Consider the following 14,164-nt stretch of genomic DNA (forward strand, 5'->3'; position numbering starts at 1 on the left):
ACAAATTATTAATAAGGAGAATTTGAATTATGAAAAATAATTTAAAAAGGCGAATTTATATTGAGGAATATGTACCAATTAATGATATCAATCAATATCTATTTCATTCTGGTACAAAGTATGATAATCCAGTAATGTTATATTTACATGGTGGGCCTGGCAGTCCTGAATCAATATTTGCATATGCATTTCAAGAAAAATGGGAAGATATTTTTACAGTAGTCCATTACGATCAACGGGGTTCTGGAAAAACTCTTACTAAGAATCCAGATAAATATCCTACAATTGATTTGTTGATAAAGGATTTGTATGAAACTATTCAATATCTAAAGAAAAAATATAATAAAGAAAAGATAATTTTACTTGGTCATTCTTGGGGCAGTGTTTTAGGAAGTACCTTTGTAAAGCAATATCCAGAAGAAGTAGCTTATTATATTGGAGTTGGACAGGTTATTAATATGCTTGAAAATGAGCGTGTTGGCTACGAAAAAGTTAAGGAATTAATTATACAGTCTAAGGATAAGAAATCTCTGAAAAAGCTTGAAGTTATAGGCGATTATCCTGGAGATAAGTTTGATAGAAATTGTTTAAAAAAGTGTATGCAAGTACGTAAACTTCAAGGTAAATATAATTTAGCTGTTAAGATGGATCTTTCCATATGCAAAACTGCATTTAAAAGTCCTATTTTTAAATTGTCGGATATTTCTGCAATGATAAAAGGGATTAAAGCAAATGAAAAAACATTAGATTATTTAGGAGCCTTTGATTTAAATTCGGAATCAGCAGAATATAAAGTGCCAATTTATTATATTCTAGGCGGAAATGACTGGCAGACACCCTATGTTATTGCTAAGGAATACTTTAATAAAATCAATACTCAATATAAAGAGTTCTATTTAATACCTAATGCTGGGCATATGACGATGCTGGATCAGCCTCAATTATTTTTTGATGCACTATTAGAAATTAATAATAAAGAGGAACTGAGACTTTCTAGCCATTCATAGGAGTATTGCATATTAAAGATATAGAATAATAATTGATGTGTTGCCGAGAGAGGGGTAAAATGTTATTAAAGGATTTTTTAGAGTTTATAAAATAAGGAGGAACTAAATTATGAAATTTTGCTGGAGTACATTAATGGTTAAAAATATGGAGGAGTCTTTAAAGTTTTACAAGGAGATAATAAGACTTGAGGTGGATAGAAGATACAATGCAGGGCCAGGAGTAGAAATTGCATTCTTAGGGGATGGAGAGACAAAGGTTGAACTTATATGCAATGAAGCTATAAAAGAAGTAAACTTTGGACAGGATATTTCACTTGGATTTGAAGTGAATTCAGTAGATGAAATGATGGCTTTTATTAAAGAAAAGGGTATAGATATCCATAGTGGACCATTTCAGCCAAACCCACATGTCAAGTTTTTCTATGTATTAGATCCAAATGGATTAAAAATTCAGTTCGTAGAGAATATTTAATAGCAAGCTCACTTCACTAGGCACAGAGGGGATTAGCGAAGTGAGCTTGCTAATCTGCCCTCATGACCGTTAATGGAAAATAAAATCTTATAGGACATGATTAAATAATATTTTTATTTGCTGGCTGCTTCAAATGCGTCTATAAGTTGACTTTTAGAGGTAGCTCCCTCATGGATTTTAACTCCATTAACAAAGTAGGTAGGAACATAATAATAATCATATTGCTTAGCTACCGACGGTTCAGCCTCTTCATCCACTATTTTAACCTCAATGTCTGCGTATTTTGGATTTTCCCTCTTTATTTCTTCTATCCAAGAAGCTGCAGTTTTGCAGTGAGGTCACCAACTAGTGATAAGCATCATTATGGTTTTCACTTCTAATCACCACCTAATTTTTTATTTAATGTACTTTAAGATAAAAATTACAGTTTATTGTTTGTTTCCTGGTAACAAAATATTCTAACGTACCTATAAGTAGATTCAGGTAGTATTACATTCTAAATTTCCAAGTTCTCTCCATACATCTATTCTTCACACTTCAGTGAAAAGGCCCAACAAGCAGTTGGTTGCTGCAAGTTGAGTCTTAAAATGTTTATGTACAAAGTTTTTAATTGACTATGTAGTATGTCCTAATTATACTTTAGATAGTTTCCACACTTACTTAGCAGAGTCAATAGTGATTGTATAATGAACATAAACGTCAGGACAACCTTTTACAGGAAGCCAATATTTAATTTTTTCAGAACCTACATTTAGTATTTGTGCAGTGTTCGTAGAAATAGCTTCATTTGCCTTGCAGCCTTTATGAGCTTCAGGAGCTCCAATTGCAAAACATGGCACTTCTGTTTTCATTCCCATGTTATGGGCAGTTTCATTCACAGCTAATACTGTTTTGTTTTTATGAATCAAACGAACAGGGGCTGGAAAGCTATCCCACATCATGTGAAAAGCTTCTATTATTTTTTCATCAATCATTTATAATTCCTCCTATATAAATACATTGTAGTTAATTTACACAACTAATTATACTAATTGTCCATAATATTTGTCCATAGATGATTTGTACTGTTATTATTCTGAACAAAAAGACTTCTACGATTAGTTGGTATTCGCACAAGCTAAAGATTCTTAGTTCTTAATATATAATTCTAGTAATATTTATAAATATATTACTTTTTCAAATTTTGCTATATAAAAATATCGCTTAAGGAGGATTAAAGTATATGGCTATAAACGAGAGTTGTACAGGCGATAATTGTGTTGCTATAACTGGAACAGCTTCAGGCTCAGGTTCTGTTGGTGTACTTGCTAAAGGTGAAGCAGTTGGTGTTCGAGGTGATGGAAAAAATGGGTTCGGAGTTGCAGGATTTAGCGAAAGCACGGCTGGTGGAGTTGGTGTTCAAGGTTATGGGAAAATTTGGCACGGTGTTGCAGGATTTTGCGAATCCCGGGGTAGTGGAGGAGTTGGTGTTTATGGAAAAAACTTGTCTGGTGGCACAGGTGTACTTGGTGAAAGCGACGATACTGGAAACGGCGTATTCGGTCGCAGTGCCAAGGGAGACGCAGTGGTAGGTATCACAAATGCAGAGTTCTTTGAAAAAGCAGGTGTGGTAGGCATTTCCCAAGCCCGCAATGGTCACGGCGTTCGAGGTTTAAGCATTAACGGCAAAGGGGTCTGGGGACTGAGTAATGGTGGCACTGGGGTCGAGGCTGAGAGCTTTACAGGCACCGCCCTTATCGCCACAGCCCGCGGCACGAACACCACAGCTTTGATCGTCAACCAGTGGGGTACTGGAAACATCATTATCGGTAGAGATAACAGGAACGCCGAGGTTTTCCGGGTTCTTAATAACGGTGATGTCCAGGTACGCGGAGTTACGCTCGCCAGCGATAAGAACTCTAAGGAGAATTTCTCAAGCGTCAACACGATCGAGATTCTTGACAACTTATCAAGCATGCCAATCCAGTCTTGGAACTACACAGAGGACTCGTCCAGTGTGCGTCACATTGGCCCGACTGCTCAGGATTTCCAGGCCACCTTCGGACTAAATGGAGATGATGATATACACATCTCAAGCATAGATTTGCAGGGTGTAGCCTTAGCTGCTATTCAAGGCTTAAACGAAAAACTCAAGGCTGAAAACGCTCAGTTACATGCAAGTTTAGCTAACCTCGAGGCGCGCCTTTCCGCCCTTGAGGCCAAGGGCTAAACCCACTTTTGAGTCCCTGAGATATAAAACTCTAGGGGCTCTGACACCATGGCCATCAAGTTTAACTGTAAATTTCATTTACTTCACAGCCACCAATGAAAATATAGAAGCATACATCTTTCTTTATTATTCAATATTTTTTTGAATTAGGTATTGATAAACAGTATCTAATTCTTTTTTATTTTATATTTTTTTAAATGATAGACTCGTAAATGGCTTTATGGTCATGGGATGAGAGTAACATAATATAGCCTAACTGAGTAAAATATCTTATAGCGCAACAAATGAAATAGGCAGAAAAAATGCGATAAGGAGGCTATCATATGTACAAAATTAATGATAATTATTTGAAGCTGCCAGGAAGATATTTATTTTCATTCATAGAAAAGAAAGTAGCTGCCTTTATGGAGAAGCATCCTGATAAGAAGATTATCCTTTTGGGAATTGGTGATGTAACTCAACCATTAGCGCCAACTATCGTCAATACGTTACATTGTGCAGTTGATGAAATGAAAAATGCAGATACTTTCAAAGGATATGCACCAAGTTTAGGCTACGAATTTTTGCGAAATGCAATTGTAAAAGGTGATTACGCATCTCGTGATGTTGATATTTCAATGGATGAAATATTCGTAAGTGATGGCGCAAAATGTGATGCAGGTAATATTCAAGAAATATTTAGTATAGATAATAAAATTGCTGTTTGTGATCCTATATACCCAGTATATTTAGACACAAATGTAATGGCTGGAAGAACAGGAACATATGATGAGACTACTCAAAGATGGAGTGATGTTATCTATATGCCATGTACTCCAGATAATAATTTTGTACCAGAGCTTCCAAAGGAAACGCCAGATATTATTTATCTATGTTTTCCTAACAATCCAACAGGGACAACAATTACAAAAGATCAGCTTCAAGTTTGGGTTGATTATGCTAATAGAGTAGGAGCAGTTATTATATATGATGCAGCATATGAGGCCTATATTTCAGAGGATAATGTACCACATACAATTTATGAATGTAAAGGTGCAAAAACTTGTGCCATTGAGCTGAAGAGTTTTTCAAAGAACGCTGGATTTACAGGAGTAAGACTTGGATATACAGTTGTCCCAAAGGATTTGAAATGTTCTAATGTTTCCTTGAATGCACTTTGGGCTAGACGTCATACAACAAAATATAATGGAGCGCCTTATATAGTTCAAAGAGCAGGGGAAGCTGTTTACTCTGAGACTGGAAGAGAGCAGATAAAAAAGCAAATTGATTACTATATGAATAATGCAAAAGTAATCCTCGAAGGATTAAGGTCAGCAGGTTATCATGTATTTGGTGGTGTAAATGCACCATATATCTGGTTGAAGACACCGAATGATATGACCTCATGGGAGTTTTTCGATTATTTATTGGAAAATGCAAATGTTGTAGGTACGCCAGGAGTTGGATTTGGCCCTCAGGGAGAAGGCTATTTTCGACTTACAGCATTCGGTACTTATGAAAATACAGTAGAATCCATTGAGAGAATTAAGAAACTGTAGGAAGATAAAATTAGGATATACAATTATGAATGGCAGTTATATAAAAGGGGAATGTTTCAAAATTAAGTAATTAGCTTTGAAACACCCCTTTCTTCATACTCATACCCGTCATTCAGACACAAAATTAAATTATTTCATACACCTGGACATACATTAGATTCAATAAGTATTTTAGACGAAGAAGATGATGTGCTTTTACTTGGAGATAATGTTGGTGACAGTATGGAGGATATTATCCCAAGTATTTATTGTGAGAAGGATGTTTATATTAATACTATGAAAAAATATGAGCAAATGGATTTTGATACTTGTATATCAGGGCATAATACAATTCTAAAAAAAGAAGTGATAGGAAAAATATTAAGTATGATGTAATTAGAGTTGGATTCATTTACAACATTCTAATAATAAAGCTATAAATAATAATATGATACTAACTTATTGTATTATATTATATTGAAATCAATGTTATGATTAGCATACGGAGATACTATAATTTAGTACACACTTGTAAGAAAATACGACAAAATGGAAATTGCTAAATTAAAAGACTTCAATAATAGTATATTTTATTTGTTAATAATATGTTTATATATCTTTACTTCTATATTTCAATGTAGATATGATTTAAATGATTTAAAAAATAAAGAGTCAAAATGACTCTTTATTTTTTAATCTACTGAACTGTTGTTCCAGCCTTATTTACAACATCTGAGAGTTGTTGAGTAGGTGGATCATATGGTTTATTCCAACCTCTATTTATGCTTAACTCAGTAAGTGCTGAATGACCACCAACTACCTGATTAAGACTAGATGAATAAAGTGCTCTTAATTCTGGGGTTGTGCTTGTCATTGTTGCATTTAAATAGGCATCTGCTGCGCTTTTAGCAGCGGCAAGCATATTTCCAGCTATAACCTCATCATTTATATCAGTAGTGTTTTGAACTATATTGCTTAAAATAGTTGACATAGCATTTTACCTCCTTTATGCTCTTGTTGCGCCATTCTCATTGATAAATTGCTGTAGACCTTTAATTCTACCTTCAGCTGCCAGTATACTAGATTCTGCTTGCTTTTTTAATTCATCATCTGTTATAAGTGCCTGCACTGCCTTTGAAACTGCTAAGCCATCGCTCTCAAACTTTAATAATCCTGTTAATGAAAGTAATTCTCCTTCAGCAAGTTTTCTCATTTTCAAACCTCCATTCTATGCTTTATGTATTGACTCCTGCATTAGTATATGCAATTTGTATTATATTAAACATATAACTCACATTATATTCAAGAATAATAATAAGATAAAAGAAATATGACATAACTAGAATAATAAAAATAGTACTTATTATTTTCTGTGAAACTATATTGTTCAAAGCTAAGTTTTACGGTTTCTTATGACGTAATTTTCTTAAAAAGCGAATGAAGGAAAGTCAAAACGGCCTTCCTTCATTCGCTTTTTTTGCGGAATATAAAAGAGCTGTTGCAAAATTTCATTTTGCAACAGCCCCTTCAAATTAAAGTATACTAAAAATTCAAATTGACATTAAAAATTTTTCCCTTTGGCTTTTAGAAAATCAAGAAACTCTTCTTTGCTTCTATTTATAATTAACTCTTCAGGCATATCTATCTGCTTCAGCATGCTTAAGGCAGCATCAAAATTACCTATATTGAGGCAAAAATGTGAATCACTATTTAATATTATCCTTACTCCATATTCTTTGCATAGACGAGCTATTTTAGTACAATTTTTTTCACTTCCAATTCTTGAGCTTACAAAGGAACTATTATTTATTTCAACAAGTATATTTTTTTCTTTTGCCTTTTTTACTAATTCTTCTGCATGAATTGGAAATTTAGGGTTGCCTGAATGGCCTATAATGTGTACATTAGGGTTATCCATAACTTTTAAAAAGGCAGAAGTATTTAAATCAGCATTTTCATTTGCTTCCATTACTGGTTCGTGGATACTTGCTATTAATATATCCATTTGTTCTTGAAGAACTATTGGCAAATCTAAGTTTCCTTCATAATCTATAATGTTGGCTTCGCAGCCATAAAGCATAGTAACACCAAAAAGTTCTTTTGGAAGTACCTTGAAATTCCCAAAATACCATTCATGAGGAGCTCCAGGCATGGAAGATCCATGATCCGTAGTACCTAAAAGTTGAAGCCCCTTTTCGCTGGCACATTTTGCATTTTCTAATAAAGTTGAATAGGCATGCCCACTAGTTATAGTATGAGTGTGCATATCAAGAAGACATTTCATATATATTACTCCTTTCAGGGTGTAATTAAAATTAATACTATTTCTATTATATATTATAATTTGTATTTAAGTCAGTTAATTGCTTACTTTTAAAAACAAGTTAACAAATCATAATATGTGCTGTAAGTAATGAATTAAAAATGGTTATAGAAGATACTTTAAAAGCTATAGATTTATCGTATAATAGTAATAAGATAAATTTAGAAGATTATGATGAAATGACATCTGCAATAGAAAACATTAATTCATATTTTTTAAGTACATACAGAAAGTATACAGATTTTGACGAGGTGGTTAAAGAAATGGTAAAGAGTTTTTACGATCATAAGGTTGAGGAAAGAGGAATAGAAAAAGGAAAAATAGAAACAGCAACAGAGATGATCAAAGATGGAGAACCTATAGAAAAAATTAAAAAGTATACAAAGCTAGATGAAAATAAGATTTTGGAATTAATAAAACAAATAGGAAGCGAAAAAGTTCAGTAAAATGTGGTGAGGTTCACCACATTTTTGTTTTATATTACTTGTTTTTAGATAGTGAAGAATGAATATGCCTATGGAGCTGCAAAGAGTAAGAATAATATGTTCTATATAGTCAAATCATTAACTTCTTTTATTTTTATTGCTTTATCAAATACATCTGCTATGAAAAAAAACGTTAATGAAATAATCGCCAGTGATACTAGCTCTATTGTTACGTTAATTCCAAATAGTTCAAATAGACCATGGCCAGGTGTAACTATTGAACTATAAATCGCTTGAACAAGTGCTTCTATGAAAAAAATATATCCGATATAATTAAATCGTTTTACATTGGCTCTAACAAAAGCACTTTCTTTGAAACTGTTTGCTATACCTAGTAAAATATACATTAAAACTGCATATCCTAAAAGTACAATTGCTACAAATATCTTTTTAAATAAAATACTTAACGTAACCTTCCCATTAATTGCATCAAATATAAAAAGAAAACTACCTCCTATAAAAGCCCCGACCATTATAATTAATGAGAGCCACAAAAATGATATCAATAAAGATTTAATCTTTTCATTTTTCATTAAAACCATCTCCTTTTATTGTATCTTATACTATTATAATACAGCGTTTATTGTTTATCAATAAAAATTTATCGAAATTCCGAAAATAGGCATTTGAAATATACTCATTTAGGTTCAAAACAAAAAACTATATAATGATGTTATTATTAAATTTGTAATTAATAATAACATCATTATATAGTTAATTTCTGTGAATCATGCTTATTTTGCAATCAGAATTCTGCCAATATCAGAAACTGCCTTAGCTATATAATCTGCACCTGCATTTTCTAGTTCTTCTCTGTCACCATATCCAAATAAAACTCCCATTGAGTGAATGCCATTCTTTTTAGCGCCTATAATATCATGCTCTCTATCACCAATCATAATAACCTTTGATTTGTCTAAGATATTGCAGCTTTCAAGTGCATAGGATATGACTTCATCTTTTTTTACTCTTGTACCATCAAGGTTCCCGCCTGCAATAAAGGTAAAGTATTTTGCAATATTAAAATACTCTAAGATTTGTTTTGCAAAAACCTCTGGTTTTGAGGTTGCAACAATAAGAGTCCTACCACTTGTGTTTAACAGCTTCAGTAAATCTTCAAAGCCTTCATAGACAAGATTTTCGTAAATGCCTTTGTCCTTGTAATATTCACGATAATATTCAACGGCTTTTTTTGCTTCTTCTTTTGAAAAACTATAATACTTTTCAAAGGATTCCCAAAGCGGAGGTCCAATAAATTTATATAACTTACTTCTATCAGAAACTTTAATGCCGTATTTCTCTAGCGCATACATAATCGAGTTAGTTATACCGATTGCAGGGTCCGTAAGAGTACCATCAAGGTCGAATAAAATATATTCATAGTTTATCTTATGTTCATATTCTTTTGCCGCCATTTCATTTTTACCTCCTTAATTAGTTGATTATTTATGGAATTAACTTTCTTTACCATTTTAATATATTGAATCATATAAATAAAATTGATATAATTTATGTTGGTCATAAATTTCACTTATGTGTAAATTGAGGGATTGTTTAATGAGTAGATATAATGTTTCACTAGAATCATATAAAATTTTTTGTGCGGTAGTTAAATGTGGTAGTATTACAAAAGCAGCGGAAGAGTTATTTGTTACTCAGCCATCTGTTAGCATGTCTATAAAACTACTAGAAGAAAAGCTTGGGTGCAGTTTGTTTATACGTTTGCCCAAGGGTATTAAACTCACCAATGAAGGTAAGGTGCTTTATTCTTATTTAACACAAGCAATTGAGCTTATAGATGTAGCAGAACGAAAATACAATGAAATGGCTCATTTAGAAGCAGGAGAAATAAGTATATGCGCAAGCGATTCGATCATTAGTGGATTGTTGCTGCCTTACTTAGAAAAGTACAATGAACTATATAGTAAAATATCTATAAAAGTTATAAATAGGACAACCAGAGAAACTATTGACTTATTAAAGAGCGGAAGTATTGATTTAGGATTTATAAATTTACCTTTTGATGAAGATGAATATATTGAGATATTGAAGCGTATACCTGTACATGATTGTTTGGTTTATGGAACAAAATTTAAGAAACTCTCCAGGTTGGATTTTAATATAAATGATATTGCAGGTTATTCTTTATTAATGCTAAAACCTTCGAGTCATGTAAGGCGATTATTAGATGATTATGCAAAACAATATGGAGTAAATATAAATCCATTAATTGAATTTGACAGTACTGATTTATTGATAAAATTTGCAAAAATAAATTTAGGGGTCGCATTTGCAATCGAGGAATTTGTAAAGGATGAAATTGATAACAGATCGCTTTTTTTAAAGCGATTAATTCCACCAATTAATAATCGTGCAGTAGGAATAGCAAAGTTGAAGGGCGTCCCATTATCTTATGCAGCTGATAAATTTGCTGAACTATTATTGGAAGGTACAAAAATTGAAAAGCTGGAGTAAGCAAATTCATATAATAAGCATGCCCTATAATTGGGCTGATATACTCCCCTTAAGATAGATTATAAAAAGAATTTGTTATATTACTATTATTAATTAAGTCGCTTGTAAGCTATTTATTTAATAATTGTTCTGCTTTTCTCATGTCTTTATAATACACATCTAAACTTACAGTTTGCATATCTCTTACATTAACCATACCTCTTGCGACTGATCGGTCTGTCACCATTTCACCGACAATTTTTATTCTACATCTTATACTATTGGTTTTTAAATAAGCGTATTTTTCGTTTAGTTTATAACAGTTATTTCCTCTCTCTACCATTATTGAAATCCATTTTTTATCTTCTCTTAATCTATCAAAAACAACCCATACAAAAATAAGAAAAACTACTAAATAAAATAGAATGTTTAGCACAACAAATCCCCCTCTTGTTTTACCTCAAATTACCATTGTCCTCTTATTTAATTATACTGTATATAAATTCAAACATCAAACATTTGTCAAACTATATAAATATTACTTTTCTTGTTTTAAAATCCTTTAACTGTGTATCGAAAAGAGAAGTATATAATTGGATCAACAGATGTTTACATTTATCTTAAACATGGCCTTTATTGAATAAATATTTCAAATTATAAACTATAATTGTATATGAAGATGAATGTACAGGAATTTGTTGGTATAATTTTAGTGTAGATGTGAGTTGTGAAACAATAGGAAAATGTATGATGTTTCCTCTTAATAACAGAAGAGATAATGTACATAGGTATGCTGATTAAGAAAATTAATCTAGAGAACTTAAAACTCATAAGGAAGGTTTATAAAGTATGGCAAAGTTATTATTAGTAGAAGATGATAAAGATTTATCTTATGTAACCACTTATGCATTAAAAAAAGAAAATTTTAGTGTAGATACTGTAGATTGCTTAAAGGAAGCAGAAGAATTGTTTGAGAGAGAAGCTTATGATCTCATAATATTAGATGTAATTTTACCTGATGGATTAGGATATGAATTTTGTAAAAAGGTGAGAGCAAAAAGTGATATGCCCATTATTTTTTTGACCTGCTGCGATGATGAGGTAAATGTAGTAATGGGACTAGACATTGGAGGTGATGATTATATTTCAAAGCCTTATAGAGTAAAGGAGTTAGTTTCAAGAATTAATTCTGTTTTGAGAAGAAATAGACAAGCTGTTAATAAGGAAGAAATAATATCAAGTGGAGATATTAAGGTATTTACTGCTCAATATAAAGTCTTAATAAAGGATAAAGAAATTGTGTTAACAACTACAGAATATAAGCTATTACTTACATTTTTAAGCGCTCCACATCAAGTGCTAACTAGAGCACTGCTGCTAGAGAAAATTTGGGACTTAGAAGGTAACTTTGTAGAAGATAATACACTGTCTGTTTATATAAAGAAGCTAAGGCTAAAGTTAAATGAAATTAGTGAAAATCTTGATTATATTACTACCATTAGGGGAGTGGGATATAAGTGGGATAAGGATGTGGTAAAACTATGAAGAGATACTTTATCAATAGTGAGCTTAAGGTTACCTTTATAAGTTTAATTATTACCTTAGTTTTTGCTTTAGGAATATTTTTAATTGTGTTGAATCTTACTTTAGGTAGTATAAGTGCTAATGTTGCTAAACAAAATATTGAGATTACTGGAAAGCTGGTTGAAAAGTATCCTCAATTAGAAAAAGGTATTATAGATGTTATAAAGGAGCCAACAACAGAGGATCAGACGAAGAAAGGAAGGGAAATTTTAAGTCAATATGGTTATAGAGAAGATATGTCCTTTAAATTTCAAGATCCAATAAACAGCGTTTATGCTAAAGTGGTTTTAGAACTTACAATTACTTTTATAGCCTTAGCAATTAGTATACTTACTATAATGTTTTTGGGATTTTCTAAGGTTTATTCTAAAGTAGAAAAAACAACCTATACAATACAAAAGGTTATTGATGGTGATTTTTCTTATAATTTAAAAGAGGATGGAGAAGAGCTCTTTGACATACTAGGAAACGAATTTAATAAAATGGCTAACTGCCTTAAGTTAAATATTGATAGTTTGAAAAAAGAAAAGGTATTTTTAAAAAATATTATAGAGGATATTTCCCATCAGCTTAAAACTCCAATAGCAACCTTAATAGCTGCAAATGATATTATGGCTGCCGAAACCGATATGCCAGAAGAGACACGTACATATTTTATTGAAAGAAGTAAAAAACAACTGGAACGAATAGAATGGTTAGTTAAGAATCTATTGAAACTAGCCATGCTGGATGCTGGAATTATTGTATTTAACAAATCTAAAGTCCCAGCAGTAACTATGGTAGAAAAAGCTATTTCATCTATAGAATATTTGCGAGAAGATAAAAACATATCCATAAGCATTGATGAAAATGTGCCAAACAGCTGCTTTTACGGAGATCCTAACTGGACTGGTGAGGCAGTGTTAAATATTATAAAAAATAGTATAGAACATACCCCTGAGAGAGGAAAGGTAATTATAAGCATTGAACAAATGAAGTTAGTTACTATTATTAAGGTTTCAGATAATGGAGAGGGAATCGAGCAAGAGGAAATTACTAAAATATTTGAAAGGTTTCATAAATGCAAAAGTAAATATAAAGATGATAGTGTGGGAATAGGGCTTTCTTTATCCAAAAGAATAATAGAGGGACAAGATAGTACAATTACTGTTCAAAGTGAGAAGGGAAAAGGAAGCTGTTTCAGCATTGTTTTTATAAACCAAAATATTTAAATATATCTGGGTCTTGTAAAAATATCCTATTATATAAGTAAACTTGATAACTAGGAACCTTAATGAATAAATTATAAGATAAAATTCACTAAAAATTAAGATAGGAATTTTATACTAATATTACAGATACAGAGTTTCTAGGTAAAATTTTAACTTATGTAATGCCCTAAAACTTCAAGTTTAAGCATTTCTAGGACATGAATAAGTGGAACTCTAACAGGTGATAAGGGGGAGCAGCATGGATATCGTAAAAGTGATTCAGTTAAATAAAACTTATGGAAAGGGTAATACTCAAGTTGATGCATTAAAAGATATTAATATGAGTGTTCAGGAAGGAGAATTTGTAGCGATTATTGGACCTAGCGGGTCAGGGAAAAGTACATTAATGCATATATTAGGCGGTGTGGATACTCCATCTTCTGGCAGCGTAATAATTAAAGATAAAGATATTACGAAATTAGATGAAAAGAGGCTAGCTATTTTTAGGAGAAGATCTATAGGATTCATTTTTCAGCAGTATAATTTAGTGCCTGTTTTAACGGTGGAAGAAAATATTAGTTTACCACTTATTTTAGATAACAAAAGTGTTGATGCTAAACAATTGGAAGAATTAATGAAAAGCTTAGGTCTTTATGATCGAAGAAACCATTTGCCTTCAGAGCTTTCTGGTGGTCAGCAACAAAGAGTTGCTATTGGTAGAGCATTAATAACCAAGCCAGCTATTATTTTAGCTGATGAACCAACAGGAAATTTGGACAAGAAGAACGGAGAAGAAGTATTAAGTTTATTAAAATTATCTGCTAAAAAATATCACCAAACCTTAATTATGATTACTCATGATCCTACAATTGCATCGAAAGCAGATAGAATTATTAATATTGAAGATGGTGTGGTGAAATAAT

The 14,164-nt window shown here is 31.9% G+C and carries 18 protein-coding genes; 10 read left to right on the plus strand and 8 right to left on the minus strand.

All coding sequences use genetic code 11. The features are described from left to right. The first annotated feature begins 29 nt into the window (after positions 1-29). The gene (locus ACZ5N4_RS10780) at positions 30-1,007 is read left to right on the plus strand and encodes an alpha/beta fold hydrolase (RefSeq protein WP_464209787.1); all 978 of its coding nucleotides are present in this window, start codon (positions 30-32) and stop codon (positions 1,005-1,007) included. 109 nt (positions 1,008-1,116) lie between these two features. Further along, positions 1,117-1,479, plus strand: coding sequence for a VOC family protein (locus ACZ5N4_RS10785; protein WP_464209789.1), 363 nt, complete (start codon positions 1,117-1,119; stop codon positions 1,477-1,479). Positions 1,480-1,592: 113 nt separating this feature from the next. On the opposite strand, the gene ACZ5N4_RS10790 is transcribed toward ACZ5N4_RS10785, so the two are convergent. After that, the gene (locus ACZ5N4_RS10790; protein WP_464209791.1) at positions 1,593-1,736 is read right to left on the minus strand and encodes a thioredoxin domain-containing protein; all 144 of its coding nucleotides are present in this window, start codon (positions 1,734-1,736) and stop codon (positions 1,593-1,595) included. Positions 1,737-2,135: 399 nt separating this feature from the next. Next, positions 2,136-2,453, minus strand: a complete 318-nt coding sequence (locus ACZ5N4_RS10795; RefSeq protein WP_464209793.1) for a hypothetical protein — start codon at positions 2,451-2,453, stop codon at positions 2,136-2,138. Positions 2,454-2,701: 248 nt separating this feature from the next. Here ACZ5N4_RS10795 and ACZ5N4_RS10800 point away from each other — a divergent pair, with 248 nt between their 5' ends. The 3 genes from ACZ5N4_RS10800 to ACZ5N4_RS10810 all read left to right on the plus strand — a co-directional run bounded on the left by ACZ5N4_RS10800 (position 2,702) and on the right by ACZ5N4_RS10810 (position 5,601). After that, positions 2,702-3,688: a tail fiber domain-containing protein gene (locus ACZ5N4_RS10800; protein WP_464209795.1), complete on the plus strand. Its 987-nt coding sequence runs from the start codon at positions 2,702-2,704 to the stop codon at positions 3,686-3,688. Between the two features lie 323 nt (positions 3,689-4,011). After that, positions 4,012-5,226 (plus strand): LL-diaminopimelate aminotransferase, encoded by a 1,215-nt coding sequence (locus ACZ5N4_RS10805; protein ID WP_464209797.1) that lies wholly within the window; start codon positions 4,012-4,014, stop codon positions 5,224-5,226. 123 nt (positions 5,227-5,349) lie between these two features. Next, positions 5,350-5,601, plus strand: a complete 252-nt coding sequence (locus tag ACZ5N4_RS10810; protein ID WP_464210903.1) for an MBL fold metallo-hydrolase — start codon at positions 5,350-5,352, stop codon at positions 5,599-5,601. A 301-nt stretch (positions 5,602-5,902) separates the two neighbouring features. On the opposite strand, the gene ACZ5N4_RS10815 is transcribed toward ACZ5N4_RS10810, so the two are convergent. The 3 genes from ACZ5N4_RS10815 to ACZ5N4_RS10825 form a co-directional block, all read right to left on the minus strand. Further along, positions 5,903-6,196: a spore coat protein gene (locus ACZ5N4_RS10815; protein ID WP_464209799.1), complete on the minus strand. Its 294-nt coding sequence runs from the start codon at positions 6,194-6,196 to the stop codon at positions 5,903-5,905. A gap of 15 nt (positions 6,197-6,211) precedes the next feature. Further along, positions 6,212-6,418, minus strand: coding sequence for a hypothetical protein (locus ACZ5N4_RS10820; RefSeq protein WP_464209801.1), 207 nt, complete (start codon positions 6,416-6,418; stop codon positions 6,212-6,214). A gap of 348 nt (positions 6,419-6,766) precedes the next feature. Then, entirely contained in the window at positions 6,767-7,489 is a 723-nt protein-coding gene (locus ACZ5N4_RS10825; protein WP_464209803.1) for a PHP domain-containing protein, read from the minus strand. A gap of 140 nt (positions 7,490-7,629) precedes the next feature. Here ACZ5N4_RS10825 and ACZ5N4_RS10830 point away from each other — a divergent pair, with 140 nt between their 5' ends. After that, on the plus strand, positions 7,630-7,974 hold the full coding sequence (locus ACZ5N4_RS10830; protein WP_464209805.1) for a hypothetical protein: 345 nt from the start codon (positions 7,630-7,632) through the stop codon (positions 7,972-7,974). A 101-nt stretch (positions 7,975-8,075) separates the two neighbouring features. Here the strand turns inward: ACZ5N4_RS10830 and ACZ5N4_RS10835 are convergent, their stop codons facing one another. After that, a complete protein-coding gene (locus ACZ5N4_RS10835) occupies positions 8,076-8,546 on the minus strand; it encodes a hypothetical protein (RefSeq protein WP_464209807.1) in 471 nt (156 codons plus the stop codon). A gap of 201 nt (positions 8,547-8,747) precedes the next feature. Then, positions 8,748-9,428 carry an HAD family hydrolase gene (locus tag ACZ5N4_RS10840; RefSeq protein ID WP_464209809.1) on the minus strand — a complete coding sequence of 227 codons (681 nt, stop codon included), beginning with the start codon at positions 9,426-9,428 and terminating at the stop codon, positions 8,748-8,750. A gap of 142 nt (positions 9,429-9,570) precedes the next feature. On the opposite strand from ACZ5N4_RS10840, the gene ACZ5N4_RS10845 reads away from it, so the two are divergent. Further along, entirely contained in the window at positions 9,571-10,488 is a 918-nt protein-coding gene (locus ACZ5N4_RS10845; protein WP_464209811.1) for a LysR family transcriptional regulator, read from the plus strand. 109 nt (positions 10,489-10,597) lie between these two features. On the opposite strand, the gene ACZ5N4_RS10850 is transcribed toward ACZ5N4_RS10845, so the two are convergent. Continuing rightward, positions 10,598-10,903, minus strand: a complete 306-nt coding sequence (locus tag ACZ5N4_RS10850) for a hypothetical protein (protein ID WP_464209813.1) — start codon at positions 10,901-10,903, stop codon at positions 10,598-10,600. A 413-nt stretch (positions 10,904-11,316) separates the two neighbouring features. On the opposite strand from ACZ5N4_RS10850, the gene ACZ5N4_RS10855 reads away from it, so the two are divergent. From ACZ5N4_RS10855 to ACZ5N4_RS10865, 3 genes are all read left to right on the plus strand, one after another. Then, on the plus strand, positions 11,317-12,012 hold the full coding sequence (locus ACZ5N4_RS10855; RefSeq protein ID WP_464209815.1) for a response regulator transcription factor: 696 nt from the start codon (positions 11,317-11,319) through the stop codon (positions 12,010-12,012). Next, positions 12,009-13,262: a sensor histidine kinase gene (locus ACZ5N4_RS10860; RefSeq protein ID WP_464209817.1), complete on the plus strand. Its 1,254-nt coding sequence runs from the start codon at positions 12,009-12,011 to the stop codon at positions 13,260-13,262. The genes ACZ5N4_RS10855 and ACZ5N4_RS10860 overlap by 4 nt, the downstream gene beginning before the upstream one ends. A 238-nt stretch (positions 13,263-13,500) precedes the next feature. Continuing rightward, the gene (locus tag ACZ5N4_RS10865) at positions 13,501-14,163 is read left to right on the plus strand and encodes an ABC transporter ATP-binding protein (RefSeq protein WP_464209819.1); all 663 of its coding nucleotides are present in this window, start codon (positions 13,501-13,503) and stop codon (positions 14,161-14,163) included. Position 14,164: the final 1 nt, after the last annotated feature.

Source organism: Clostridium nitrophenolicum (assembly GCF_055391695.1).